26 protein-coding genes are annotated in these 23,141 nt (G+C 39.3%); 9 read left to right on the top strand and 17 right to left on the bottom strand.

The window, feature by feature from the left end; translation table 11 throughout:
* Positions 1-19 precede the first annotated feature (19 nt).
* The 14 genes from GJS41_RS00235 to leuC form a co-directional block, all read right to left on the bottom strand.
* Positions 20-868 (bottom strand): DUF692 domain-containing protein, encoded by an 849-nt coding sequence (locus tag GJS41_RS00235; RefSeq protein ID WP_154245340.1) that lies wholly within the window; start codon positions 866-868, stop codon positions 20-22.
* Between the two features lie 106 nt (positions 869-974).
* Positions 975-1,466, bottom strand: coding sequence for a hypothetical protein (locus GJS41_RS00230; protein WP_154245339.1), 492 nt, complete (start codon positions 1,464-1,466; stop codon positions 975-977).
* A gap of 142 nt (positions 1,467-1,608) precedes the next feature.
* Positions 1,609-2,571 carry a hypothetical protein gene (locus tag GJS41_RS00225; RefSeq protein WP_154245338.1) on the bottom strand — a complete coding sequence of 321 codons (963 nt, stop codon included), beginning with the start codon at positions 2,569-2,571 and terminating at the stop codon, positions 1,609-1,611.
* A gap of 108 nt (positions 2,572-2,679) precedes the next feature.
* The gene (locus tag GJS41_RS00220) at positions 2,680-3,087 is read right to left on the bottom strand and encodes a cytochrome c-type biogenesis protein (protein WP_154245337.1); all 408 of its coding nucleotides are present in this window, start codon (positions 3,085-3,087) and stop codon (positions 2,680-2,682) included.
* Complete coding sequence (locus GJS41_RS00215; protein ID WP_154245336.1) at positions 3,084-3,635, bottom strand: DsbE family thiol:disulfide interchange protein; 552 nt, start codon at positions 3,633-3,635, stop codon at positions 3,084-3,086. The genes GJS41_RS00220 and GJS41_RS00215 overlap by 4 nt, the downstream gene beginning before the upstream one ends.
* A complete protein-coding gene (locus GJS41_RS00210) occupies positions 3,625-5,592 on the bottom strand; it encodes a heme lyase CcmF/NrfE family subunit (RefSeq protein WP_154245335.1) in 1,968 nt (655 codons plus the stop codon). Before GJS41_RS00210 ends, GJS41_RS00215 begins: the two co-directional genes overlap by 11 nt.
* The gene (ccmE, locus tag GJS41_RS00205) at positions 5,592-6,071 is read right to left on the bottom strand and encodes a cytochrome c maturation protein CcmE (RefSeq protein WP_154245334.1); all 480 of its coding nucleotides are present in this window, start codon (positions 6,069-6,071) and stop codon (positions 5,592-5,594) included. Before ccmE ends, GJS41_RS00210 begins: the two co-directional genes overlap by 1 nt.
* A 21-nt stretch (positions 6,072-6,092) precedes the next feature.
* Complete coding sequence (gene ccmD, locus GJS41_RS00200; protein WP_154245333.1) at positions 6,093-6,293, bottom strand: heme exporter protein CcmD; 201 nt, start codon at positions 6,291-6,293, stop codon at positions 6,093-6,095.
* On the bottom strand, positions 6,290-7,039 hold the full coding sequence (locus GJS41_RS00195; protein ID WP_227551214.1) for a heme ABC transporter permease: 750 nt from the start codon (positions 7,037-7,039) through the stop codon (positions 6,290-6,292). Before GJS41_RS00195 ends, ccmD begins: the two co-directional genes overlap by 4 nt.
* A 40-nt stretch (positions 7,040-7,079) precedes the next feature.
* A complete protein-coding gene (gene ccmB, locus GJS41_RS00190; RefSeq protein WP_154245332.1) occupies positions 7,080-7,763 on the bottom strand; it encodes a heme exporter protein CcmB in 684 nt (227 codons plus the stop codon).
* On the bottom strand, positions 7,763-8,452 hold the full coding sequence (gene ccmA, locus GJS41_RS00185; protein ID WP_154245331.1) for a heme ABC exporter ATP-binding protein CcmA: 690 nt from the start codon (positions 8,450-8,452) through the stop codon (positions 7,763-7,765). Before ccmA ends, ccmB begins: the two co-directional genes overlap by 1 nt.
* Before the next feature lie 25 nt (positions 8,453-8,477).
* Positions 8,478-9,551: a 3-isopropylmalate dehydrogenase gene (gene leuB, locus GJS41_RS00180; protein ID WP_154245330.1), complete on the bottom strand. Its 1,074-nt coding sequence runs from the start codon at positions 9,549-9,551 to the stop codon at positions 8,478-8,480.
* 14 nt (positions 9,552-9,565) lie between these two features.
* Positions 9,566-10,204 (bottom strand): 3-isopropylmalate dehydratase small subunit, encoded by a 639-nt coding sequence (leuD, locus tag GJS41_RS00175; protein WP_154245329.1) that lies wholly within the window; start codon positions 10,202-10,204, stop codon positions 9,566-9,568.
* Positions 10,204-11,661, bottom strand: coding sequence for a 3-isopropylmalate dehydratase large subunit (gene leuC / locus GJS41_RS00170; protein WP_154245328.1), 1,458 nt, complete (start codon positions 11,659-11,661; stop codon positions 10,204-10,206). The genes leuD and leuC overlap by 1 nt, the downstream gene beginning before the upstream one ends.
* 179 nt (positions 11,662-11,840) lie before the next feature.
* Here leuC and GJS41_RS00165 point away from each other — a divergent pair, with 179 nt between their 5' ends.
* Positions 11,841-12,716 (top strand): LysR family transcriptional regulator, encoded by an 876-nt coding sequence (locus tag GJS41_RS00165; RefSeq protein WP_154245327.1) that lies wholly within the window; start codon positions 11,841-11,843, stop codon positions 12,714-12,716.
* Between the two features lies 1 nt (position 12,717).
* On the opposite strand, the gene GJS41_RS00160 is transcribed toward GJS41_RS00165, so the two are convergent.
* On the bottom strand, positions 12,718-13,257 hold the full coding sequence (locus GJS41_RS00160) for a hypothetical protein (protein WP_154245326.1): 540 nt from the start codon (positions 13,255-13,257) through the stop codon (positions 12,718-12,720).
* A 259-nt stretch (positions 13,258-13,516) separates the two neighbouring features.
* Between GJS41_RS00160 and GJS41_RS00155 the strand changes: the two genes are divergently transcribed.
* The gene (locus GJS41_RS00155) at positions 13,517-14,533 is read left to right on the top strand and encodes a tetratricopeptide repeat protein (RefSeq protein ID WP_154245325.1); all 1,017 of its coding nucleotides are present in this window, start codon (positions 13,517-13,519) and stop codon (positions 14,531-14,533) included.
* Between the two features lie 110 nt (positions 14,534-14,643).
* Positions 14,644-14,949, top strand: a complete 306-nt coding sequence (locus GJS41_RS00150) for a hypothetical protein (RefSeq protein WP_154245324.1) — start codon at positions 14,644-14,646, stop codon at positions 14,947-14,949.
* Between the two features lie 42 nt (positions 14,950-14,991).
* Here the strand turns inward: GJS41_RS00150 and GJS41_RS00145 are convergent, their stop codons facing one another.
* Together GJS41_RS00145 and GJS41_RS00140 are read right to left on the bottom strand one after the other, a co-directional pair.
* Positions 14,992-15,513: a hypothetical protein gene (locus GJS41_RS00145; RefSeq protein ID WP_154245323.1), complete on the bottom strand. Its 522-nt coding sequence runs from the start codon at positions 15,511-15,513 to the stop codon at positions 14,992-14,994.
* Positions 15,510-16,802 carry a dipeptidase gene (locus GJS41_RS00140; RefSeq protein ID WP_154245322.1) on the bottom strand — a complete coding sequence of 431 codons (1,293 nt, stop codon included), beginning with the start codon at positions 16,800-16,802 and terminating at the stop codon, positions 15,510-15,512. Before GJS41_RS00140 ends, GJS41_RS00145 begins: the two co-directional genes overlap by 4 nt.
* Before the next feature lie 67 nt (positions 16,803-16,869).
* Between GJS41_RS00140 and GJS41_RS00135 the strand changes: the two genes are divergently transcribed.
* The 6 genes from GJS41_RS00135 to GJS41_RS00110 all read left to right on the top strand — a co-directional run bounded on the left by GJS41_RS00135 (position 16,870) and on the right by GJS41_RS00110 (position 23,137).
* Positions 16,870-17,103: a DUF3820 family protein gene (locus tag GJS41_RS00135; protein ID WP_154245321.1), complete on the top strand. Its 234-nt coding sequence runs from the start codon at positions 16,870-16,872 to the stop codon at positions 17,101-17,103.
* 78 nt (positions 17,104-17,181) lie between these two features.
* Complete coding sequence (locus GJS41_RS00130) at positions 17,182-18,531, top strand: DEAD/DEAH box helicase (RefSeq protein ID WP_154245320.1); 1,350 nt, start codon at positions 17,182-17,184, stop codon at positions 18,529-18,531.
* A 12-nt stretch (positions 18,532-18,543) separates the two neighbouring features.
* Positions 18,544-19,002, top strand: coding sequence for a YaiI/YqxD family protein (locus GJS41_RS00125; protein ID WP_154245319.1), 459 nt, complete (start codon positions 18,544-18,546; stop codon positions 19,000-19,002).
* 143 nt (positions 19,003-19,145) lie between these two features.
* A complete protein-coding gene (locus tag GJS41_RS00120; RefSeq protein WP_154245318.1) occupies positions 19,146-20,327 on the top strand; it encodes a cell surface protein in 1,182 nt (393 codons plus the stop codon).
* A 16-nt stretch (positions 20,328-20,343) separates the two neighbouring features.
* Positions 20,344-21,630 carry a DUF6384 family protein gene (locus tag GJS41_RS00115; protein ID WP_154245317.1) on the top strand — a complete coding sequence of 429 codons (1,287 nt, stop codon included), beginning with the start codon at positions 20,344-20,346 and terminating at the stop codon, positions 21,628-21,630.
* Between the two features lie 49 nt (positions 21,631-21,679).
* A complete protein-coding gene (locus GJS41_RS00110) occupies positions 21,680-23,137 on the top strand; it encodes a hypothetical protein (protein ID WP_154245316.1) in 1,458 nt (485 codons plus the stop codon).
* Positions 23,138-23,141: the final 4 nt, after the last annotated feature.

Raw genomic sequence — 23,141 nt, 5'->3', positions numbered from 1 at the left:
TAGTCTCCAGTCTGCTATCTTAAGCAATGGCTTTACCAGACAAATCTTTATCAAGATACTTTTGCTGGATGGTTTTGATCTGTGCTACTTCTGAGAATAATTCAGCGAGTGGCGGAATGTTAAAGTCACGCTCAAGCAAAGTTGGGAAAACACCAAACTCTTGGTAAGCAGTTTCTAATAAAGCCCAAACATCAGATTTTACGTCGGCGCCATGAGTATCCACCTTTAAATCATCTGCTTCATCATAGTGCCCAGCTATATGGGCATAGGCGATCCGCTCTTTAGGTAAAGCCTTTAAAAACTCTTCAGCATTATACTTATGGTTAATAGAATTAACGTAGATATTGTTAATATCCAACAGTAAATCACAATCAGCTTCTTCTAACACCGCCAATAAAAATTCTAGTTCAGACATCTCTTGACCTGGAGCGGCATAATAAGACACATTTTCCATCGCCAGCTTCATACCAATTATGTCCTGCACTTGCTTAATTCGATCGGCAACATAATGCACCGCTTCTTCAGTAAACGGAATTGGCATTAAATCATATAAATGCCCATCATCACTGCAATAGCTTAAATGCTCACTGTAACTCTTAATGTTGTATTTTTTAATGAACTGAGCAACCTGCTTAACGAAGTCGGTATCTAACGGGGTTGGACCACCAATAGACAAGGATAATCCATGAATGACAAACGGAAATCGCTCGGCGTATTGTTCAAATTGTTTAGTAAATTTCCCTCCAAATGGAATCCAATTTTCAGGCGCCACTTCCATAAAATCAACACAAGACTGGCTGACAGTTTCAAACTGATCAGAAAAATCTCGTCTTAAACCTAGACCTGCTCCTGTAACTAACTGGTTCATTTGAAAAAACCTTTACTAACGAATTTATGAATTAATGTTAATTTGCAACATGTTTAAATAAAAAAGTGGCAGCAAGCTACCACTTTTTATTCTTCAAGCTAAAGAATTATCCGCCGCACTTACCTTCGCCGCATTTACCTTCTTTACCTTTTTTAGACTCGCCGCACTTACCTTCGCCGCATTTGCCTTCTTTGCCTTTCTTGCCTTTAGACTCGCCGCATTTACCTTCGCCGCACTTGCCTTCTTTGCCTTTCTTGCCTTTAGACTCGCCGCATTTACCTTCACCGCACTTGCCTTCTTTGCCTTTCTTGCCTTTAGACTCGCCGCATTTACCTTCGCCGCATTTGCCTTCTTTGCCTTTCTTGCCTTTAGACTCGCCACATTTACCTTCGCCGCATTTGCCTTCTTTTCCATCTTTCTTAGACTCGCCGCATTTGCCTTCACCGCATTTGCCTTCGCCATCGAATTGAGCAAGGTTATAGCCTTGTGATAGATCGCTAACTGAGAATGGGCTAGCAGTTGCGCTAGTCATTGCTACAGATGCAGATAATGATGCTGATACTAATACGGCTAACTTTGCTTTATCTTTCTTTAACATTAGATTACTCCTAAATATGTTTACAATATAATCAAGCAGTTAGACATACGTCCAGCAAGTTTGTTACATCTAACACTTAATAATTCGAGATTAATTGCGCTGAAAATATAAGTCAAAGAAATAGTAGCAATATTAATGCAGTCTAGTTCACAACTTGATCAATAGTCAGGGAGTAATTTTGGGTAGGGGTAAGTCCTTGAATTGGTGAGAGCTGCCCGAAGATATCGCCAGTTTCTGGTTTAGCAAGACCAGTTTGAGAAAATCTAATTTCCACTTTTAAATCAATAGCTTGCCAAAAATCTGCGGTGCTAAACATTAAGTTTTCAGGGGTCACTTTAATGGTTTCTTCTAGTTCCGAAATATCTATCGATTTTACTGCAATTGGTGCTCCACCAGCTACCGGTCGAACAATAGCAAATGCTTTTGTAAAACTCTGTAAATCTAGGTTAGCAAAGTTGTTTATAGTGATTTCAATAAATTGTGACTGAGTGAATTCTAAACGCTCTAGTTCATTTTCTATAAGGTTGTTTATTAGCTGAGCGGACTCACTATCTTGTTGGCGGCGACTGGCTAAGAACTTCCAAGTATCAATGGCAGCTTGATGTTTCTCTAAACGAGATTCAGTCAAGCCCTTCATCATTAAAGCGCCCTCATGAGTATTATTCTTTAATAAAACTAAACTTAACTGCTCTAATGCACTATCAAATTCACGGTAAGTTAAATAAGTTTTGGCTACCTCAATTCTGGTATTAATTTGTTGTTCTTGGTTACCAACTTGACTAGCCCGATTAAATGCTTGCTTAGCCAACTGACGCATAGAGTCAGTCTCAGCTTGCGGTTCTTGGGGGCTAGTAGAACCCGCGGCGCTTAAGGTTAACAGCTCGCCTAATTTCATCCAAGCCCCGGAATCCTCTGGATTTGCTTCTTGCCTTAAACGTAATTCATGTAGCAATTGATTAACGGTAATTTTCTTATCGGTTACCATTTGCGCTAACTCTTCAATCGAGCGGCTTTTTAATTCTTGATGCTGTGCGGCAAGTGCTTGGATTTCTTTATTGGCACCTAATTGATGATAAATCCCATAACTAGTCATTACTGTTATCATGCTGAATAGCAGAAATACAACTTTCGAATTGCCATTTTGAAATGTATTACTAAAAAGCCAAAAGGCCCAACTTAGCGCCACTAAAATAAAGATTGCTGATACTATCACTTACTCTTCAGCCTCATCTTCTGGTTGTAACTCGCGACGTCCGACTCTAGCTATCAAAGCAATAATGATAATGATAAATACCAGCAAAGGCATAAACCAAAGAACATAATTTTTCGGCGAGATAGGAGGATCGTATAAAACAAAATCACCATAACGATCTTGCATATACTGAAGAATTTGCTGTTTATTTTCCCCTGCTTTCAACTTTTGGTAAACAAGGTATCTTAAATCTTCAGATAAAGGCGCATCAGAGTCCGCTATCGATTGATTTTGGCATTTAGGACAACGTAATTCGTTGGCAATCTCTCGATACAATCGTTCTTGTTCAGGACTATCAAATTGATAAGTTTCATTAGCTAAGTTAGTAAAGGAAACTAATAAGCAAAGGGTTATCAAAAAAGTTTTCATAATTTATTCTCCCAGCCAATTGCTTCTAACTTAGGGACTATTACCTTATTCCACACTCTGTTATCGATCACACCCACATGACGATCTCTAATATAACCTTCGGCATCGACAATAAAAGTTTCAGGTGCCCCATAAACGCCTAAATCAATGCCTAGTTGACCACTAATATCAGCAATGGAATAAATAAAGGGATCGCCATATTTTTGTAAATAATCAATAGCGTCTTTTGGCTGATCTTTATAATTCATACCAACCCATTTAATAGGATAGGTCTTTGAAAACTCCATTAAATAAGGATGCTCGGCATAACAAGAAACACACCAGGTGCCCCAAACATTCAGCAGATATATTTCTTTAGGTAAATCTGCATCGGTAATAACTTGCTCAGGATTTGTTACCGAACCTAATTTAAAGCTAGGAACCTTCTGGCCAACCAACTTGGTTTCTAATTTACGAGGGTCATTGCTTAAGGATGATTTAAAGACTAAAACCAGCACCAAGAAAATCAACAAAGGGGTTACAGCAATGATTATTTTTTTAGCTTTCATTACGCTCACCTTTAGCCTTAGTAAATTTCTTTTGCCTATAACGTTTATCAGATACAGCTAGAAGCCCACCTAATGCCATTAAAAGCGCCCCAAGCCATACCCAGCGTACAAAAGGCTTATAATAGACTTTAATAGCCCAAGCACCCTGCTCTAAAGGCTGAGCCAGCGAAATATACAAATCTGAAAATAAGCCAGGATGGATCGCCGCTTCAGTCATCAACTGACCTGAAACTCGATAGCGTCTTTTCTCGGGCTTCAAAGTCACCAGGTGATCACCATCTTCAGATACTTTCAAAGTTGCTTGCGAACTGATGTAATTTTCAAAAGTAAAATTATCAAACTTTTCAAAATAGATATTTAAATCACCAACTGCTACCGTTTGTTGCGGTTCAATACGCACATCTTTTTCAATTGAATAAAAAGTGGTAACAATAGCGCCAATGGTCGTCACCGCAAGTCCGGTATGAGCTAATAACATACCCCAATAACTTCTACGAATTTTTTTAATGCCTTGCAAGAAAGAAGAAGCGTTCTTCGATAACTTGACAACGTAAGCTAGGCACGCCAGCGTCAACCATAAAGATAGGCTTACCCCGACTAGCGGCCACAACAATAATTCGCTGGCTAGCCAGGATAATAGCAAGCTAGATAGTATGACGGCTAAACCTAGTAATGCTAGCTGTAGCAATAGTATTTTAGATAGTTTATCTTGCTTCCAATTCATTTGCTGCCCAAAGGGAATCAAGAACAAAATAAATGCAAAAAAGAAAGAAAAGTAAGGATCAAAAAATGGAGGGCCAATTGAAACTTTCTGTTCCCACAAATAATCGGCTAATAATGGATATAAGGTTCCAAGTAAAACTACTAATAAGCTCGAAAACAATAGTACATTGTTTAAGACAATAGCAATTTCTTTAGAAATCAAAGTGTAGTTATTATTCGACTTTAATTTATCAAACTGCCATGCATAAAGCGCTAAAGCACCGCCCACGGCCAAGCCAAGGAAAGTTAAAATAAACAGACCTCTTTCAGGATCAGTAGCAAAGGCGTGAACTGAAGTTAACACCCCTGAGCGAACTAAAAAAGTACCTAATAAACTCAGTGAAAAAGTCAGAATAGCCAGTAACACCGTCCAAGATTTATAAGCACCGCGTTTTTCTGTTGCTGCCAACGAATGCAATAAGGCAGTTCCTGCAAGCCAAGGCATAAATGAAGCATTTTCAACTGGATCCCAAAACCACCAGCCTCCCCAGCCTAATTCGTAATAAGCCCACCAGCTACCAAGTGCAATGCCAATGGTTAAGAATATCCAAGCAACCGTGGTCCAGGGGCGCGCCCACTTTGCCCACTTTTGATCTAAGTCACCTTGTAATAATCCTGCGATGGCAAAAGCAAACACCACCGAAAAACCAACAAACCCCATATACAACATTGGCGGGTGAACGATCATGCCAAAATCTTGTAATAAAGGGTTTAAGTCGGCGCCATCAATTGGGATAAAAGGTAATACCCGCTCAAAGGGGTTTGATGTAAATAAAGCAAAACTTACAAAGCCAACGGAGATAAGCCCTAGAGTTGCTAATACTCTAGCTCTAATTACCGAAGTTAAAGCTTTACTAAATAGTGCCACTGCCGCCATCCAAGCAGCTAGGATCATGATCCAAAGCAATAAAGAGCCTTCGTGAGAACCCCAAACAGCGGTTACTTTATAGCGTAGCGGCAATAAAGTATTCGAATGATTGGCAACATAGGCTACTGAAAAATCATCTTGTACAAATGCAATCGTTAAACAGATATAGCTGGCTAACAATAAGATAAATTGCCCTATGGCAGCCTTTGATGCTAAGCGCATTAAACCATTGTGCTGGGTATGGGCACCATAAAATGGCAAAGTGCCTAAAATGACTGCATTAACTAAGGCTAAAATTAGAAAGAAGTGACCAAGCTCTGGGATCATTAATAACTGCCCTTTTGCTTTTCGCCTTGCTGCTCCATTTTTTTGACGCCATCTTTATGACTTTTCTTAAGCGTTTCAGCAATTTCAGGTGGCATATATTTTTCATCATGCTTGGCTAAGACTTTAGTCGCTTTAAGCGTTTTACTATCGACCAACTTACCCTCAGCCATAATGCCTTGCCCTTCGCGAAATAAATCTGGCAAGCTTTTATCAAAAGTGATGGTGATGACTTCTTGATTATCAGTGATGTCAAACTCAACATAAAGACTATCTTTTGCGCGTTTAACCGAGCCTGTTGTAACCAAACCGCCCACCCGAATAGTCTTATTCAGCGGAGCATCACCATTCACTACACGCGAAGGCTCGTAAAAAGCATCGGCATAATCGCCAATGGCATATAGCAATAATCCCACCGCAGTACTAAGCAGTACTAGCGAGGATAAAATAGTTATCAATTTTTTCTTTCGATGAGCTTTCATAGGACTATCTATACCCGATAATTAGTCAGAAATTTTTTCGGTTTTAACACTTCTTGCCTTTTGTCCAATTTCGCGCTTAAAACTTTTAATCTTGTTGAGTAACTGCTTTTTATACCAAGCAAAGCCTATAAATAATAAAACAATTACTAACAAAGTTAAGCCATAACTCCACCAAACGTAAAAGCCATGATTTCCCATAGCAAAAAACTCTTGTAAAGTCATAATGTAATCTCCGCTTGCAACCACTTTGATTTAGCTTCACGATTGATAATTTCAAGACGCAAACGAACGATGACCATAATGGCAAATAGCAAATAAAAAGCGCCGATCATAATAAATAGTGGCGTTTGCATTTCAGGAGCAATAGCTCCTTTTTTAGTCACCGAATAAGCTTGGTGCAATGTATTCCACCATTTCACCGAGCCATAAATAATTGGCACATTTATAGCACCGACAATAGCCAAGATTGCAGCCGAGCGATCAGCTTTATTCCTGTCAGAAAATGAACTATGAAGTGCAATAAAACCTAAATATAAGAAAAGCAAAACCAACTCTGAAGTCATGCGAGCATCCCACTCCCACCAAGTACCCCAAGTTGGAAGTCCCCACAAGGAACCTGTAAACAAGGTGATTAGAGTAAATAAAGCGCCAATAGGTGCGATGGCTCGCATGGCCATAAATGACATCTTCATTTTCCAAACCAATCCAATAACCGCACAAACCGCCATGGATAAATAACCGACCATGGATAAGGCTGCTGCAGGAACATGAATATACATAATACGAACGCTATTACCCTGCTGATAATCTACAGGCGAAGCATATAGAGAATAATACAGGCCAAATGCTAATAGCATTGTAGTAATGGCCCATAACCAAGGAAGCCATTTAGCCGACTTTTGGTAGAACCATTTTGGAGAACCTAACTGATGAAACCAGCGCCAGGAGCTCATAGAAGAGTTTGCCATCTAACTGTTTATCTCTTAATTCTGTGCAAATTGATAATATTTAGCTTACCGCGACTTTCAGTGCTCGCCCTATTGCAAAGGGTGTCAGCGTCAACGCAAAGAGCAAAATTGCAGCTAAAATCGCCAGCTGCGCATTATACCCACTATTTCCTAAAGATGCTGTAATAACTGCACTTCCAAAGATTAAAATTGGTACGTACAACGGTAAAATCATTACCGCTACTAACATACCATTACGAGACGCACCTAAAGATAAGCTCATGCCTATTGCACCTAGTAAACATAAACTTGGAGTTCCTAGTAGTAAGGAGAACATCATGATTGGAGTATGCCCACGCTCAAGCAGTATGCCATCCGGGCTATAATTTAAGTGCATTAAGCCGGCCAACAAAGGCGAAACCAAGACTAATGGCAAGCCTGTGACTAGCCAATGAGCTACTACTTTTGACAATGCCACTTGGGTTGGACTGCTCATAATCAATAACTGCTCTAAAGAGCCATCTTGATAGTCACCACGGTAGAAAAAATCAAGCGATAGCAGTGTTGCTAAAAGAGCGGACACCCAAATCACGCCTGGCGCTATTTGTCTTAGAAACTCGGCTTCAGGGCTAACCGCAAATGGGAATAATGACACCACCATGATAAAGAAAAATAATGGTATTAAGACTGCCACCCAATTACGACGAGCCAACATTAGTTCACGCTTGAGCAAGGTTATAAACATTAAGCGGCTGCCTCGCTTTGCTCATTCCTATCTTTATGAGTCAAAGATACCTTTTGATGGATCTTTAAACCATCAATGGCTTGGTGAGAAGTAAAGATCACTACTCCACCCTTTTTAGCGAAATTCATCATTTTGTCAGAAAGCCAATCTCGGGTTCGTGCATCTAAGTTGACAAATGGTTCATCCAAAACCCATAACTTAGCGCTTTCTAATACCAACCGAGATAAAGAAACCTTATGTTGCTGGCCTGCAGAAAGTTCAGCAAAGTGCCTTTCGAGCAAGCTTTCAATTCTAAGCTCGGAAGCGACAGTTTGAATCTCACTTCGCGACACTGACTTGCCACGCAGGTCTGTGTAAAACTGTAAATTCTCAGCAATGGTTAATTCACTCTTCATCGCTAAGTTATGAGCCAAAAATAATAAGTCTTGAGAAAAGTTAGCTTCAGGATGGCTAGTTTTAAAACCACGCCAACAAATTTGACCTGAGTCGTGGTTTAAAAGGCCAGCCAAAGCTCGCATAAGGCTTGTTTTACCCGCACCATTTTCACCAAATAAGTGAGTAATGCTGCCAGATGTAAAACTTAAATCGATATTTTCGAGCAAGACTTGCTCGTTACGGGAAATGGTTAGCCCTTTGACTTCTAAACAAGAAGAGCTATAAGAACTTGGTTCAGATTGTTTTGAACTCAAAGTACTAACCTTTTGATATATCGATTTATTTTAATGCAGAAATTATAGCATCACCCATTTCCGAAGTAGATAACAATTTATCACCTTCAGTATGGATGTCTGCGGTACGTAATCCTTGATCTAAAACGTGACTAACAGCTGCATCGATTTTATCAGCAATAGCTTGTTCTCCAAAGGTATAGCGGAGCATCATCGATACTGACAAAATAGTGGCAATCGGATTAGCTTTGTTTTCACCAGCAATATCAGGCGCACTACCATGAATTGGCTCGTACATACCTTTGCCATTAATATCAAAACTAGCTGACGGCAACATACCAATAGAACCGGTAAGCATTGCAGCACAATCGGATAAAATATCGCCAAACATATTACCCGTTACCATCACATCAAATTGCTTTGGTGCGCGAACGAGTTGCATCGCCGCGTTATCCACATACATATGGGTCAGTTCGACTTCTGGATATTCTTTAGCTACGCGCTCCATCACTTCACGCCATAATTCAGTCGCTTCTAAAACGTTAGCTTTATCCACCGAACAAACGCGCTTATCACGCATCATTGCGGTACGAAATGCAACGTGAGCAATCCGCTCTACTTCGCTTTCCGAATAAACGTAAGTGTTAAAACCTTCTTTCTCGCCATTATCTAAAGTGCGGATACCGCGTGGTTGGCCGAAATAAATACCACCCGTTAATTCACGAATAATCATTAAATCTAAGTTTTCCACCAGCTCTGGCTTTAAACTTGAAGCATCGGCTAATTGCGGATATAAAATTGCTGGGCGTAAGTTTCCAAACAGTTCCAATTCTGAGCGCAATTTCAATAATGCTTTTTCTGGACGGACCGCAATATCAAAACCTTCCCACTTAGGACCACCGACAGCACCTAATAAAATCGCATCGGCTTCACGCGCTTGTTGTAACACTTCATCAGTTAATGGCACCTGATGCGCATCAAAAGAAGAGCCACCCACTAAAGCGCTGTCATAGGATACATCTAAGCCTTGCGCGATTAATACATCTAAAACCTTGGTCGCTTGCTCTACGATTTCTGGACCAATACCGTCACCCGGTAATACTAAAATTTTCTTTGTCATTGTCTTTCTCTAAATTAATTAAACAACCAAGGCGCTCTTTGCTTACGCGCTGTTTCATATTCGGTAATCGATGCTTCTTGCTGCAGTGTAATACCAATATCATCAAGCCCATTGTATAAACAGTGCTTACGATCGGGTTCTACATCAAAACTAATGGTTTCGCCGTTTGGTCTAGTGATAGTTTGTGAATCTAAATCAATCGAAAGTTGGTAACCCTCTTGGCTTTCAGCTTCTGCAAACAAAACATCCATCGTTTGGTTATCTAAAACGATGGGTAAAATGCCATTTTTAAAGCAATTATTGAAGAAGATATCTGCATAACTTGGCGCAATGACTGCTTTAAATCCGTAATCTTCTAACGCCCATGGAGCGTGCTCACGGCTGGAACCACAACCAAAGTTTTCACGTGCTAATAATACCGAAGCACCTTCATATCTTGGGAAGTTCAGGACGAAATCAGGGTTCAGTGGGCGCTTTGAATTATCCACGCCCGGTTCACCATGATCCATATAACGCCATTCATCAAATAAGTTAGGGCCAAAACCGCTGCGCTTAATAGACTTTAAAAATTGCTTCGGAATAATCGCATCAGTATCCACATTAGCGCGATCAAGAGGTACTACTAAACCTTTATGTTGAGTAAAAGCATCCATTAGGCATCTCCTCCATTCTCTGTGCTAGAAAGCCTTGAAATCTCAATATCACGAACATCAGTGAAATGCCCATACACTGCGGCAGCAGCAGCCATTGCAGGACTGACTAAATGGGTACGTCCACCTTGACCTTGACGACCTTCAAAGTTTCGATTTGAGGTTGAAGCACAGTGTTCACCCGACTCTAAACGATCAGCGTTCATAGCCAAACACATGGAACAACCCGGCTCGCGCCATTCAAAACCAGCGTCGACAAAAATCTTATCTAGACCTTCGGCTTCCGCTTGCTCTTTTACCAAACCAGAACCAGGAACCACCATGGCCAACTTAACGCTGGCAGCGACTTTACGCCCTTTAGCCACTTCCGCCGCTTCACGCATATCTTCAATACGCGAGTTAGTACAAGAACCAATAAATACTTTATCCACTGGAATTGACGAAATCGCAGAATCCGCTTTTAAATCCATATATTCCAGTGCACGCTCAATACCTTCTTTCTTCACAGGATTATCTTCATGCGCAGGATTTGGAATAGTACCAGTCACTGGCTTGACCATTTCTGGCGAAGTGCCCCAAGTAACTTGCGGCGCAATATCTTCAGCTTTCAACTCAACCACTGTGTCGAAATGAGCGTCAGCATCAGAATGTAAATCATTCCAAGCTTTAACGGCTAAATCCCAATGCTCCCCCTGTGGTGCAAAAGGTCGACCTTTGACATATTCAATCGTTTTATCATCTACAGCGACTAGTCCTACACGCGCTCCCGCTTCAATCGCCATATTACAAATTGTCATACGACCTTCCATCGATAAACTTTCGATGGCAGTACCCGCAAATTCAATAGCATGACCATTACCGCCAGCGGTACCAATTTCGCCAATCACAGCAAGAACCACATCTTTAGCAGTAACGCCATAACCTAGCTTGCCGTCAACTTTAACTAACATATTCTTCATCTTCTTTTGGCGAAGACATTGAGTCGCTAATACGTGTTCTACTTCAGAAGTACCCACGCCAAAGGCCATAGCACCAAAAGCACCGTGGGTTGCGGTATGTGAATCGCCGCAGACCATGGTTAAACCTGGCAATGTGTAACCTTGCTCTGGGCCTACTACGTGAACAATACCTTGACGAATATCATCAATATTAAATTGAGTTACGCCAAACTCATCGCAATTTTCATCTAAGGTCTTAACCTGAATTAAGGAAATGGGATCCTCGATTCCATCAATCCCCTGTTCACGCTCCTTATTGGTAGTTGGTACATTGTGATCAGGCGTTGCCAAATTAGCTTCCAAACGACGAGGTTGGCGGCCGGCAATTTTTAAGCCTTCAAATGCTTGCGGTGAGGTAACTTCATGCAGTAATTGACGATCAATATAAATTAGCGCAGAACCATCAGAATTCTCTGCAACCAAATGATCATCCCATAATTTATCGTAAAGGGTTTTAGCCATATTAATCTCTTTATTATTAATAAAAACAATAAATTAGAAGTCTTTCACAAAGTAAGTATCAAATACTTCTAATAAAATAATGGCGTTATGCTACTCCTATGATTAGAATTACTCAAATTCATTATTTTTATAATGTCAATTCCTCTTAGGAATGAGTGGTTGTAACTAGGAATCATTGTATGGATCTAGATTTATTAAGAAGTTTCTTGGCTTTGGTTCGGTTAAAATCCTTTACCCTTGCGGCAAAGGAGCTAGAGATAACGCAACCAGCACTGACTAAACGTATCAAACGTTTAGAGTCTATTGTTGGCTCAGCTTTAATCGATAGAGATGGTAACCAGCTAGCCTTAACCCCTGCAGGGGCATTGCTATCAGATAAAGCCCCTCAAATCATCAGCGACATAAATAATTCAATTCAAGAAATTCGCGATCTTTCAGGCAAAATTTCAGGCCAATTGCTCTTTGCAACCAGTCACTATCTGGGCCTTAATTACTTACCTGAATATCTAAAAAGTTTTATTGACCAATATCCAAGCGTCGATTTGCAAATCGACTTCATCGATTCTGGTATGGCCTACAATCAAGTATTATCAGGAGCCATCGAATTGGCTTTAGTCACTTTTCCGTACAATCAAGACCAAAGAGTTAATCACATACCCATATGGCAAGAATCAATGCTGCTCGCTTGCCACAAAGATCACGCTTTAACTAAAGTAGCAGAGCCTCTTAATTTTTTAAACAAATATGACGCTATACTACCGCCAGCACAGACCTTTCCAAGAGAATTGTTTGAGCGCAATTTAAAAGAGCTGGATGTTAAACATGGTAGAGTTAAAACTGCAAATTATTTAGAAGTGATTGCTAAACTTGTAGAGTGCAAAATGGGCTGGACCATTTTACCTGCTGCGGCTATTAAGGATCCTTTAATAGCATTAAATATAAAGTCTACAACACTTCGTCAAATGGGAATCATACATCGCAATAATAAAACTCTATCCAATGCAGCTAGAGCTTTTATTGATTTGCTTAACCCCAAATCACAAGTTACCGCTTAAATTAAACAAATTGGATGGTAAATTGATTATCGACAAATACAATAGTGGTTATTGCCACTATCGAATATATAAAAAATAAGGCGTTATCTTTAACCGTATATTTCTTTTCTTTAGATGTTTTATAAACCAAATAGAATAAAAAGCATACAACAACTGTTGAAATGGTAAATAAGGGCAAGCCCAAAGCTAAACTGATTCTTCCTTCATCATTTGGTTGAAAGATATTAAATATTCCTGCCATCAGTCTTTGAACAAATGCCGCAAACATTATTATGTATAAGACTATAGAGTCTTTGCTCTTTAATAAGTAATAGCATATAACAGCTTGCAATATAGTGAATATAGGTCCGGCCGCAGAAGAAACTAGCTTTTCTCCATAAGATAAAATTAATTCTTTATCTTTTACAGCTGCATAATTTAAAGAAAAACCTGCTTTATAACCAAGCAATTCATAAGCTACCCAGTGAAAAAGCTCATGAAAAAAGAAAGAGAGCAAAGTGACTAAGAAAACTATCCCAAAGATTTTAACTATTTTATGCATTATAAAAAGGTTCGTATATAAGTAAAAACTGAGTCTAAACCTGCCTACTCAGTCTTTCAAGTAATTAATATTAAATGGATTATAGATCTATTTATACTTCAATAATATTGAATTCAAGCTGAGAGCAGCAGTAATTAAAATGTTACATTTTAATTAACTTAAGGCCGCTTATTGCTGATATATTTTTTCACAAGTCAGCTATTATTCATCTTTTATCAGATAAGCTAAATCCCATCAATTATTTACAAGGTTCTTTGGTATGTTGAAGTTCATTATTATCAGTCTCAGTTTATGGTTTATATCTCCAACACTAACAGCAGCTGAAAAAAATCAAGAGTTAGAAAGCTTAATCAAAAACGAGCAACTTAAAGAGGCAGAGTCATTAGTTAAAAACCTACTCCAATCTGCTAAAACAAAAGAACAGCAAATGGAGTACCAGTCTAAACTGGCTCAAATACTGCTTAGTGACAAACGGTATGATGATGCTGAAGAAGCCATTGAGGATTTAATTGAGATGAAAGGTTTAAGTGAACAACACTGGCTTTTAGCCGCTTCGGTTTACGGCGTTCAAGCCCAAGAGTCGAGCATCTTTAGCAAACTTGGTTACGCCAAAAAAGCCAAGAAATCTTTAGAGTCATTACTAAAAGACTATCCTAACAGTCGTGATGGTATTATCGGCTTAATTCAATTTCATCGAGCGGCGCCTGGAATTGCTGGTGGCGATGAAGACCAAATCCCCCAATTAATGCAACGATTAGAAACTGTGAACTCTGAATGGTACTCAATTATATCTGCGCAACAAGCTTTCGCCAATGAGGACATCGAAAAAGGTTTAACCATACTAGACAAAGGCATTGAGAAAAACCCCAAGTCAATCGACCTCACTTATGTTAAAGGTATGCGTTTAGTAAATATGGAACAATTCGCAAAAGCTTTTGCTCTGTTGGATTCTATCCAATCATTACCTCTAGAAGAAGATTCCAGCGAACAACAAAAAGACTGGGCTGAGATGGCTTTATATCAATCAGCAAAAATCTCAGCTGAAAAAGCTATAAAACTAGAGCAAGGCAAAAAGAATTTGTATGCATTTATGGATTCTGAGCAAACACAAATTCCCGAAGCTTGGATAAGGTTTAGATTGGGTCAAATCTTGTGGAAACTGAATGACAAAGAGTCTTCTATTGCCCAGTTTCAGTTAATACCAACATTAGATCCCGAAAAAGAGCTAGAGAAACGTATAAAAACTTTTATTAAAGAGCAAAGTATCGAATTGTAAAATCGTGAGCTTTTATTAGATTTTAGACGAGTTTAATGGCATATTAAATTCCGATAGTGATAATAACTATTTATAAATAAACCATATAAAAAGACTCGAGGGGGCTCAAAATGATGGAATATCTTCCAATGATAATTAGTGTTGTAAGTGGCGCGGCAGGCGGTAACTTAATTCCAAAACTAATGAAAAACTTAAATGCTGGTGGTCTTATTAACACTATATCAGGTGCTGTAGGCGGCTGGTTAGGCGGTACCACCCTTTCTGGTTTAATCCTAGGCGCTACAGGAGCAGACCCTGCTTCAGCGATGGATTTAACTGGTATCTTATCTAATATTGGTGGCGGTGTTGCTGGCGGTGGCATCGTAGCTGGTATCGTAGGCTTCGTTAAGAAGATGATTGGTGGTTCTGGCTCTTAATCGTTTTCCGGCATTATAAAAGCCTACTTTAAGTAGGCTTTTTTATTCATATTCATTTAAAACTCTTATATTCATAGCTTCACCAATAGCCTCTGCTAACAACTTAATTTCACCCAAATCATACTGAGCATCTAATTTATATTTATGCTTTCCGATTGAAATCAATAAAAGCTCATATTTCCATTTATGGTCTTCATTATCGTATTGGTGAACTATTTGGATACCAACAATTTCAGAAAATTTAAACCACTTCTCTCTGTTTTTATAGATACGCCTACGTTTTTTCTGAAATTTATATTGCTCACCTTTCATCATAGCAACAAAACTTAAATAAATAGAAGGGACAGTTGCCAAAGCTATAGCCAATAGCATAATAAAAACAAAAGTTTTATCTTGAGCTTGTGCTTTCTTAAACATCAGCAATACAAAGATCAAAGCGATAATTGAAAGACTCGCACCAATGGCTGCTCCAACTTTTGAGCGACTTAAAACTAGACTATGGCTATTATTTCTTATGAGCTTTAATTTACCGCTAGATATTGCAGAAAATGGATCAAGCATCATTTCTTGGAATATTCTTCAACTTGCTTCCAAACTCGAATCAAATTACCAGACATGATTTTCTCTATATCTGACTCTGAATAGCCACGCTTTAAGAATCCTTCGATAAGTGTTGGAAAGCTAGCTGCATCTTTCAAACCGTTTGGTAATGTGTCACCCACCCCATCATAGTCAGAGCCAATACCTACATGTTCCACTCCAACCAGTTTGATCACATGATCGAAATGGTCCAATACAATTTCCAGATCAGCAAATACGAATGGATTCTCTTTTATATAGTTTTTACGCCATTCAACCACTTTAGGGTCATTAGAATCATCGATTTCTACAGACTGCATAAATTCAGATACCGCAGCCGAAATAGCACCATAACTATCACGCGATGCTTGGTGAACAAAAGTTGAACCAAAGTTAATAAAAATAACGCCACCATTTTCTGCAAGCTTTTTTATCATATCGTCTGACATATTACGCTCAAAGCCAGGCGTAAAATGTCGAGCTGAAGAGTGAGATGCTATTGCAGGCACTTTTGAAACTTCCATTACGTCGTAAAAAGCCTTGTCGGAGACATGAGATACATCAATCATAACGCCTAGCTCATTCATAGCGGTTACTAGCTCTTTACCAAAATCGCTTAGCCCATTATTCGGACGCTTTTCATCATAAGAAGAGTCAGAAATATGATTGCTCAAAGAGTGAGACAAGGTGATATAACGAATACCTCGTTTATAAAAATGCTGAAGATTTTCGATGCTTCCCGCTATCGGCGATCCATTCTCCATTCCCATCGGTAGAGAAATCAATCCTTGTTTAAAATTTTCCTGCATTTGATCCACAGAATAAGCCAAAGCAAATTTATCTGGAGCATTGCTAACAATCGCTTCAACACTATCAATCAATTTATCAGCAAGTGCCGTACTATCACCACCTTCAAATTCGAGCGATGCAGGTACATAAATTGACATAAATGGTGCTGACAAACCACCAGCTTTTGCCCGAGGATAATCAAAGTCTCCACCGTCGGTAGCTTTAGAAATATCATCATATTTATTTTCTAAACGATAAGGAACGTCGACATGCAGATCAGCAATGATGTACTTTTTACTAATTTTTTCAGCCTTTTCTGCCAAAGAAGTTATGCCGATTGCTTTATTAACCTTTGCTTCAATATTGTCGATAACTTTCACCGACTCTTTAGCAGGAGCCGCATTAGATTTTTCTTCCTGTTGACAAGCGAATAAAGTTAAAATCATCGAAGCGGCTAATAGATTGGTGGTAAAAGATGTTTTCATATGCCAAGATTCCCATTAAGATCGAACAATTGACATCATCATAGAATTATCTAAAACGAATTACCATATGCTAGCAGCAGAGCAACATGAAATTATCAAAGCCATTAACCAAGTGATGCCCTTTGGTAAGTACCAAGGACGCAGGCTGTTAGAACTACCAGAACCCTACTTGGTTTGGTTCAACAAAGAAGGCTTTCCAAATAACAGCCTCGGGCGACAGTTAGCACTTATCTATGAAATTAAGCTCAATGGGCTAGAATCTTTATTTATGCCACTGCTTAGCTCTAGGGCTAATAACTAGTTCAAATTAAGACATAATTAAGACATAGCTATTAATAATTGATAAAATTGAGCTATAAAATCACAGCTGTGACATCCTTTGTTTAATTTATTACACCAAAAGCTTCAAAAAACTTTGCTGAAACTTGAATTTACACAAGAAACTGAAATTCAGGCCAAAGCTCTACCATTAATCCTAGACGGTAAAGATTTAGCTGCTAGTGCCGAAACGGGTTCAGGCAAAACTGCAGCTTATTTGCTTCCTATTTTAGATAAGCTATTAAACAAACCCGTTAAAACCTCAGGAACTCGTTGCTTGATATTGGTGCCGACCCGCGAGTTGGCTAGACAAGTAGAAAAACAATTTGAACAATTGGCTAATCTCACTAGCTTAACCGCAGGTGTTTTAACTGGTGGCGCTTCAATGCAATTTCAGCGCTCAATGCTACGCAAAGATCCAGAAGTGTTGATAGCCACTCCTGGAAGAATCTTAGATCATAGTCAAGGCGGTGCTACTGAATTAAAAAATCTCGAGTATTTAGTATTAGACGAAGCCGATAAAATGCTCGACCTAGGCTTTAGTGATGACGTTACCGCCATTTCAGAGTTTTGTAATAACCAACGTCAAACATTATTATTCTCTGCGACTTTAAATGCTCGTGGTGTAAAACCAGTCATTGAGAAAATGCTTAATCAGCCGAGTTACCTGGTACTTAACAGCTTTGAAGAGCAACAGAAACAGATCCAACAGCAAATCATTCCCGCCGATGATTTAAAGCACAAAGAAAAGCTAGTCAATTGGCTACTTAAAAACGAAAAATACCGTAAGGCTATTATTTTTTGCAACACCAAAACTCAGGTAGATCGTTTGGGGGGATTATTGAAGTATCATAAGCATGCTACTGGTACTTTGCATGGTGATAACTCGCAAGAAATTCGCAATCAAGTCATGATGCAATTCCGTGATAATAAATTTAATATTTTAGTGGCTTCCGACGTCGCAGCTCGCGGGTTGGATGTCAAGGAAGTAGATTTAGTCATTAATTTTGATATGGCACAAAACGGTGATGACTATATTCACCGTATAGGTAGGACTGGCCGTGCAGGAGAATCAGGAACCGCCATTTCATTGATAAGCTCGCGTGAATGGAATTTAATGGCGACCATTGAGAATTTTCTTAAAACCAAATTTGAAAAACGCCTAATCCAATCTTTATTAGGAAAATACACAGGACCAAAAAATCTCAAATCGAATGGTAAAGCTGCAACTAAAGGCAAGCGCTCCGGTGGCAAAAAGCTAACTGCCAGAGAAAAGAAACGCTTAGAAAAAAAACAAGCTAAGAAAAATACGCCTAAAATGGAACCAGAAGATACCATTTCAAATAGCAAACCAAAGAAGAAGTTTGGCGGTTTAAGTGACGGCCCAATTAAGCCTTTAAGAACTAAATAAAACTTTATCCCTATGCAGATTTTTGTAGATGCTGATGCATGCCCTGTTGTGATTAGAGATATTCTAATAAAAGCCGCTATCCGAACTAAGGTAAGTCTTACTTTTATTGCTAATCACTATGTTCCTGTCCCAAAAATCGAAAATATAAAGTCATTACAAGTTCCAAAAGGATTTGATGTGGCAGATGATGAGATTGTTAAACGAGTCGAAGCAAACGACTTGGTTATAACTTCAGATATCCCGTTAGCCGCAGAGGCTATCGATAAAGGCGCTATAGCATTGAGCGCTCGAGGAGAGTTATTTGATAAATCGAATATTAGGCAGCGGCTTAATATGCGTGATTTTATGGACTCAATGCGAGAAACCCTTGAGGCTTCGGGTCAAAACCGTGGCGGGCCACCGCCTCTATCTCAGTCGGACAGGCAGTCTTTTGCCAATCACCTTGATAAGTATTTAGCCTCTATTCGTTGAATAACCTACTCTAATATACTGATTTAACAAAGATTTAACGCTTGCTGTTAGATAAATCCTTGAATTCCAAGCTATTTATCATAATATAAAGGTAAGAACGCAAAACAATTACAGTTCGTTAAAATGGATCACAGGAGAAAATCATGTCTAGCACTTCTATTACCGCTATGCCTTTAAAATATTTGGATCAAGCAATGAACAAGTTACGCGACTTGGGATTGATGCCTGAAAAAACAGATGAGGCTCCTGTCATCAGTCTGATCAATAAAATTTCTGACTTAGATGAAGAAAAAACTATCGCCATTGCAAGAACGTTAAACCAAGCTTCGCTGTTTAACGAAGTAGTACGCGAGCAAATTCAAGCTATGCGTATTGGCGAGCGCTATGAAGGCATTACCGAACGATTTAACTCTATACGTGATGATGCTAAAGAAATGGTCGATCAGTTAGAGGATGGCAAAATTGACGTCATGGAGCGCATTGGTAATGTATGGATGAAAGTCACTCGTGGTGACATTCCTACTCGCTTCCAAAAGATTCGCGAAACTTATTTAGAAGTTGCAGCAGATACTAAAGACCAAATTGAGCGTGAACAAATTATTCTGGATGCTTATCGTGATTTTAGAGGCGCTTTAAAAGAATCTGAAGTTTTAGCTTTAAATGTTTTAAAGAAAGCCGACGCAGAACTTGAGCAAGCAAAAACTAATTTGAGTAATGCGGCAAAGGATATTGAAACTAATACTAGCGAAGATCGCGAACAAATAGCACGATTAGAGTTAGCTCGTGATGAGCGTTTACGCGAGTTGCAAAATTCCGATGACCGCTACCAAATTACCAAAGACTTATCTGATAACTTAACTATATCCTATAACACCTCTGAAGCCGTCATGGCCCGTTTATTACAGACCACCAATGCTAAAGAACGCGTTTATTCTCAATCAGTTACTTTCTTTGGCACTAATGAAACAGTCTTTACTGCTTTATCAGCCTCATTTACTGGCTTGCATGGTTTACATGAAGCGACAGAAACCTTAAAAAGCATGAAAGAAGGCATCAATCAAAGCTTAGAAATATTAGGCGAAGTTGGTGATAAAGTTCAAGAAGAAGCGTTACGTGAAGGCTATGGCGCTACAATTAAAGCTGAATCAGTGAAAAAATTGGTAGACTCTATTGTAAACTTCCAAGAGCGTTCAGTGAGCTTAATAGAAGAAATGCGTGACCAAGCAACTCGTAATGCAGAGGAAGTTCGTTTGGCCGCTGAAGATGGTAAACGTCGTCTGGCAGAATTGGCTAGCCGCGGTAATGCTTTAGTTATTAATGCCTAATTCAACAAGTTACTGAATGACAAAAAACACTAAACCACAGCATGATATCCCTTTATCGGATGTCATGTTGGCGATGGATATTGCCGATACCATTCGACATCGAGAGCGGATCGTTGAGAAAGAATTATCCGCCGAAGAACGTGAAAAAGCGTTATTTGAAAAAGTCAAAGCAACCTATGCCAGTCAAGGAATAGCAGTTAGCGACGCAACTATTAAAGAGGCAATAGAAGCTATAGAAGATGAGCGCTTCGCTTACAAACCGCCTAAAACCTCTTTGTTTACTAAGTTTGCTCACGCTTATATCAATAGAAAGAAATGGGGAAAAGGCTTAGCTTTTATTGGGGGAATTGTGGGCTTAGCTTGGGCAGCCACATGGGCTATATTTACCCTGCCCCAGCAAAGAGAGCTAGATGAGAAAGCTCAGGCTTTTAATCAATCGATTGTCACGGCCAATACGAATAAAGAAACTTTACAGTCTCGTTTAGACTCGCTGGTAGCAGAGCTTAACCGCGCTACAAAACCAAAAGATCCTCAATTAACTGCTTTGTTTGATCGACAAAAGCAAACAGCGTTTCAATTATTAAAAACTTCTGCTACTCATATTGATGCTGCTCGTACTCTTCGATTAGCACCTAATTTTGTCCCTCAAAACTTTAAAGAAATTGATCCGAAAATGAGCGGTTCTTTGCAGATTTTAGAAAGGCAGCAGCAGGAATTATCCAAAGCCGAAAACAAACTCAACGAAGCCGAACTTAGCATTAAGCAATTACATCAGTTAAATCTGTTGCCAAACGAATTATTAAACTTGCGCAATCAAGCAATAGAGATTGCTAAAGTTGCTAAAGCAAAAAGCCTAGCTAAAGAATTCTATCGGCAAGGATTAGCTGCAATTCAAGGGTTGGATATCGCCAGCGCGAATGGTGCTACAACCGATTTGAAGGAGCTAATTGATGACTTGCAGCTTAATTACCAATTAAAAATTGTTTATAGACATGGTGAGCGCACTGGTGTTTGGAGACAGCCTGAAATTAATCGAAATGCTAGAAATTACTACATTATTGTTGAAGCCCACAGCAAAGATAACAGAACCATTCAAGTTCCTGTCATCAATGAAGAAACCGGTACTGTTCAACGGGTCAGCAAATGGGGAGTGCGCGTAGAAAAGCCTATCTATGACCAAGTTGCTCGTGACAAGCAAGACGACGGTATCGTGCAAAACAATATTTTTGGGAATAAAGCTTATGGGGAGCTCGAGGTAAATTATCGCTTTCCCACGAACGGCAAAGCAATTACTCAATGGTGAATAATATGAAGAAGATTCAGACGATACATCCAGAGGATAACTCATAATTATGTATTCCGGTCGTCAAGCATTAAATGAAATTGATCAAAGTCTGCAAAAAATTCGTTCAGAATTATCACAAACGGACTATGAATTAGAACGCTATGGTCAAAAGCTATTAGGCATACGTCAAAAAGAATCCGAGAGTTACCGCCAATTGGCGAAGATGCGCCTTGATGCTATTCAAGCTAACCAGTTGTCCGAACAGCTCGACTATGCCGAACGACAAGCTGCGCAGTTATTAATTCAGCGTAATGATCAAATCGAAATTATTGCTAACAAAATAGAGACCTCGCAAACTAATCAATTACAATTTGATCAAGAGCGTAATCAACAAGCGATTGAACTCGATAAAGCTGTGGAAGCTTTGGAAGATCTTTTAGCTAAGGTTGATGGCAAACTTGAATCAGATAAGAGCTTTTTACAACAGCAACTAACGGCGCAAGATTTAGTAGATATGGCATCTAATGCCAATGATAAAACCGCTCAAGCAGAACAAGAATTAGAAGATAAAGGTGCGCCTTATCGAGCTGATAAAATCTTCATGTATTTATGGCAGCGCCAATATGGCACCAGTCAATATAATGCAGGTTTCATCACACGGTTTTTTGATAAAAAATTAGCTAAGCATATCGATTATGATAAAGCTCGAGTCAATTATTTCACCTTAACCAATATACCTAAGAAGCTAGCAGAGCATACTGAAAATCTACAGCAACAAGCGCAGAACGAGCTTGCAGAATTACAGCAGATGCAAAGAGATTTTGAAATTGATGCAGGCGCAGAGCAATTAGAAAGCACTGTCGGTCTAGAAAGAAAAAAACTATCCGCTATTGATCAAAAGCTCACTGCAGAAGAAGAAACCTACCAAAACCTAATTAAAAAGCGCGAGTCATTTAACCTAGAAACTGATAAATATATTGCTAAAGCCATTAGCATTCTTATGGAAAGCTTTAAAGCTGAGCCGATTTCCCAATTACAGTATGAAGCCAGGCAAACTGAAAGCCCCAGAGATGATCATTTAACTAATCAACTGTTATCATTAAAAGAAGATAAATCCCAACTAGAAGAGAATATCTCTTCCCTTCAATTAGCTCATAAAAGCGTGAATAGAAAACTAGAAGACTTGAAAGAAGTTCGTAGGAAGTTTAAGCGTTCTGACTACGACGCTTATAATTCAAAATTTAAAGACGGCGTTATTTTATCGGGAATTTTAGCTCAGTTTATTGGTGATCAAGTGAACGCTAAAGAGCTTTGGCGTATTTTTAAGCGTAGCCAAAGATTTGAAAAACGTCGCTATACCCAAAGGCATGGTGGTATTGGCCTTCCCGGTGGCATTAACTTCCCTAGCAATAACCGCGGCCCAAGCATAAAGTTTCCACGCGGCATCCGTTTTCCCTCTGGATGGGGTGGCGGAGGTTCTTCTTCTGGCGGCGGTGGCGGCTTTAAAACGGGTGGCGGTTTTTAACTTT

It is taken from the genome of Kangiella sp. HZ709 (genome assembly GCF_009674675.1).
Taxonomy (GTDB): domain Bacteria; phylum Pseudomonadota; class Gammaproteobacteria; order Enterobacterales; family Kangiellaceae; genus Kangiella.
The sequence above is the reverse complement of the archived record's forward strand: the minus strand, read 5'-3'. Positions and strand labels throughout refer to the sequence as shown.

Bases quoted from the DNA above. Each gene is read 5' to 3' on its own strand.
- ccmE (WP_154245334.1), bottom strand. From the start codon at position 6,071: ATGAAAGCTCATCGAAAGAAAAAATTGATAACTATTTTATCCTCGCTA.
- GJS41_RS00115 (WP_154245317.1), top strand. From the start codon at position 20,344: ATGACAAAAAACACTAAACCACAGCATGATATCCCTTTATCGGATGTC.
- GJS41_RS00155 (WP_154245325.1), top strand. From the start codon at position 13,517: ATGTTGAAGTTCATTATTATCAGTCTCAGTTTATGGTTTATATCTCCA.
- GJS41_RS00145 (WP_154245323.1), bottom strand. From the start codon at position 15,513: ATGATGCTTGATCCATTTTCTGCAATATCTAGCGGTAAATTAAAGCTC.
- GJS41_RS00140 (WP_154245322.1), bottom strand. From the start codon at position 16,802: ATGAAAACATCTTTTACCACCAATCTATTAGCCGCTTCGATGATTTTA.
- GJS41_RS00160 (WP_154245326.1), bottom strand. From the start codon at position 13,257: ATGCATAAAATAGTTAAAATCTTTGGGATAGTTTTCTTAGTCACTTTG.
- GJS41_RS00225 (WP_154245338.1), bottom strand. From the start codon at position 2,571: ATGATAACAGTAATGACTAGTTATGGGATTTATCATCAATTAGGTGCC.
- leuC (WP_154245328.1), bottom strand. From the start codon at position 11,661: ATGGCTAAAACCCTTTACGATAAATTATGGGATGATCATTTGGTTGCA.
- GJS41_RS00210 (WP_154245335.1), bottom strand. From the start codon at position 5,592: ATGATCCCAGAGCTTGGTCACTTCTTTCTAATTTTAGCCTTAGTTAAT.
- GJS41_RS00215 (WP_154245336.1), bottom strand. From the start codon at position 3,635: ATGAAAGCTAAAAAAATAATCATTGCTGTAACCCCTTTGTTGATTTTC.
- GJS41_RS00235 (WP_154245340.1), bottom strand. From the start codon at position 868: ATGAACCAGTTAGTTACAGGAGCAGGTCTAGGTTTAAGACGAGATTTT.
- GJS41_RS00135 (WP_154245321.1), top strand. From the start codon at position 16,870: ATGCTAGCAGCAGAGCAACATGAAATTATCAAAGCCATTAACCAAGTG.
- GJS41_RS00230 (WP_154245339.1), bottom strand. From the start codon at position 1,466: ATGTTAAAGAAAGATAAAGCAAAGTTAGCCGTATTAGTATCAGCATCA.
- GJS41_RS00120 (WP_154245318.1), top strand. From the start codon at position 19,146: ATGTCTAGCACTTCTATTACCGCTATGCCTTTAAAATATTTGGATCAA.
- leuB (WP_154245330.1), bottom strand. From the start codon at position 9,551: ATGACAAAGAAAATTTTAGTATTACCGGGTGACGGTATTGGTCCAGAA.
- GJS41_RS00220 (WP_154245337.1), bottom strand. From the start codon at position 3,087: ATGAAAACTTTTTTGATAACCCTTTGCTTATTAGTTTCCTTTACTAAC.
- GJS41_RS00165 (WP_154245327.1), top strand. From the start codon at position 11,841: ATGGATCTAGATTTATTAAGAAGTTTCTTGGCTTTGGTTCGGTTAAAA.
- leuD (WP_154245329.1), bottom strand. From the start codon at position 10,204: ATGGATGCTTTTACTCAACATAAAGGTTTAGTAGTACCTCTTGATCGC.
- GJS41_RS00125 (WP_154245319.1), top strand. From the start codon at position 18,544: ATGCAGATTTTTGTAGATGCTGATGCATGCCCTGTTGTGATTAGAGAT.
- GJS41_RS00150 (WP_154245324.1), top strand. From the start codon at position 14,644: ATGATGGAATATCTTCCAATGATAATTAGTGTTGTAAGTGGCGCGGCA.
- GJS41_RS00195 (WP_227551214.1), bottom strand. From the start codon at position 7,039: ATGGCAAACTCTTCTATGAGCTCCTGGCGCTGGTTTCATCAGTTAGGT.
- ccmD (WP_154245333.1), bottom strand. From the start codon at position 6,293: ATGACTTTACAAGAGTTTTTTGCTATGGGAAATCATGGCTTTTACGTT.
- GJS41_RS00110 (WP_154245316.1), top strand. From the start codon at position 21,680: ATGTATTCCGGTCGTCAAGCATTAAATGAAATTGATCAAAGTCTGCAA.
- ccmB (WP_154245332.1), bottom strand. From the start codon at position 7,763: ATGTTTATAACCTTGCTCAAGCGTGAACTAATGTTGGCTCGTCGTAAT.